Source organism: Cellulomonas sp. P4_A2, assembly GCF_056402515.1.
The window spans coordinates 1-376 of record NZ_JBFUHG010000207.1 but is presented as its reverse complement, the minus strand read 5'-3'; the positions used below and the strand labels follow the sequence as shown (position 1 = coordinate 376).

The following is a 376-nucleotide window of genomic DNA, read 5'->3' as shown; positions in this document are numbered from 1 at the left end:
GTCCGAGCCGGTGCCGGGCTCGGTGAGGCCGAAGCAGCCGATCGCCTCGCCCGCGGTGAGCCGGGGCAACCACTGCCGTTTCTGCTCCTCGTCGCCCCAGGTGGCGATGGTCTTGGCGACCAGGCCCAGGGAGACCGAGACGATGCCGCGGACCGAGGAGTCGCCACGGCCGAGTTCCTCGGTGACCAGGCAGTACGCCAGGTGGTCGCCGCCCGAGCCGCAGTACTCCTCGGGGACGGTCAGCCCGAGGAAGCCGAGGGAGCCCAGCTTCTTGACGATCGACCTGTCGACATTCTCGGCGCGGTCCCACTCGACGACATGCGGGGTGATCTCGCGGGCGACGAAGTCCTTGGCGAGCTGCCGGACGGCTTCCTGC

1 protein-coding gene is annotated in these 376 nt (G+C 70.2%); it reads right to left on the bottom strand.

What is annotated here, in order from left to right:
• Positions 1 to 376, bottom strand: a 376-nt coding sequence (locus AC1DUE_RS20745) for an acyl-CoA dehydrogenase family protein (RefSeq protein ID WP_477041282.1), incomplete at both ends; no start/stop codon positions are given.